The organism is Micrococcus sp. KRD026 (assembly GCF_017168445.1).
In the GTDB taxonomy this organism is placed as follows: domain Bacteria; phylum Actinomycetota; class Actinomycetes; order Actinomycetales; family Micrococcaceae; genus Micrococcus; species Micrococcus luteus.
Map to the genome: position 1 here is coordinate 1 of NZ_JABFBA010000062.1, position 412 is coordinate 412.

General features: G+C 56.8%; 1 protein-coding gene. It reads right to left on the bottom strand.

Going from position 1 to position 412, the window contains the following annotated elements; genetic code table 11:
• Positions 1-395 (bottom strand): carbohydrate ABC transporter permease (locus tag J1M40_RS12065; RefSeq protein WP_206450834.1); only part of this gene is annotated, 395 nt, incomplete at its 3' end.
• Between the last annotated feature and the right edge of the window lie 17 nt (positions 396-412).

The following is a 412-nucleotide window of genomic DNA, read 5'->3' on the forward strand; positions in this document are numbered from 1 at the left end:
CCGAGGTAGTTAACAATGCCGTAGCCGTTGTTGAACATGTATTTCCAGGCGAACACCAGCGAAATGGACGGCGTTACGTAGGAGAGGATCACCAGCGAACGCGCGGTTTTGCGCAGGCGGAACTCGCGGTTGAAAAACATCGCCACCGCCAGCCCGAGCACGGTGCTGCCCGCCACCACCAGCGCGGTATACCAGACCGTCATCCACAGCGAATGCCAGAAGCCGGGATCGGAGAGGATACGCACATAGTTGCTCACCCCAACAAACGTTGACTCGATGTTGGGATTGAGCGGCAGACGTAAAAAACTGATTTCGATATTCGACACCATCGGCCACGCCACCAGACCGCCCAGCAGTAATAAGCTGGGCGCGAGAAGCAGCAGCGCAAAGGGCATATCGGAACGACCTGAAA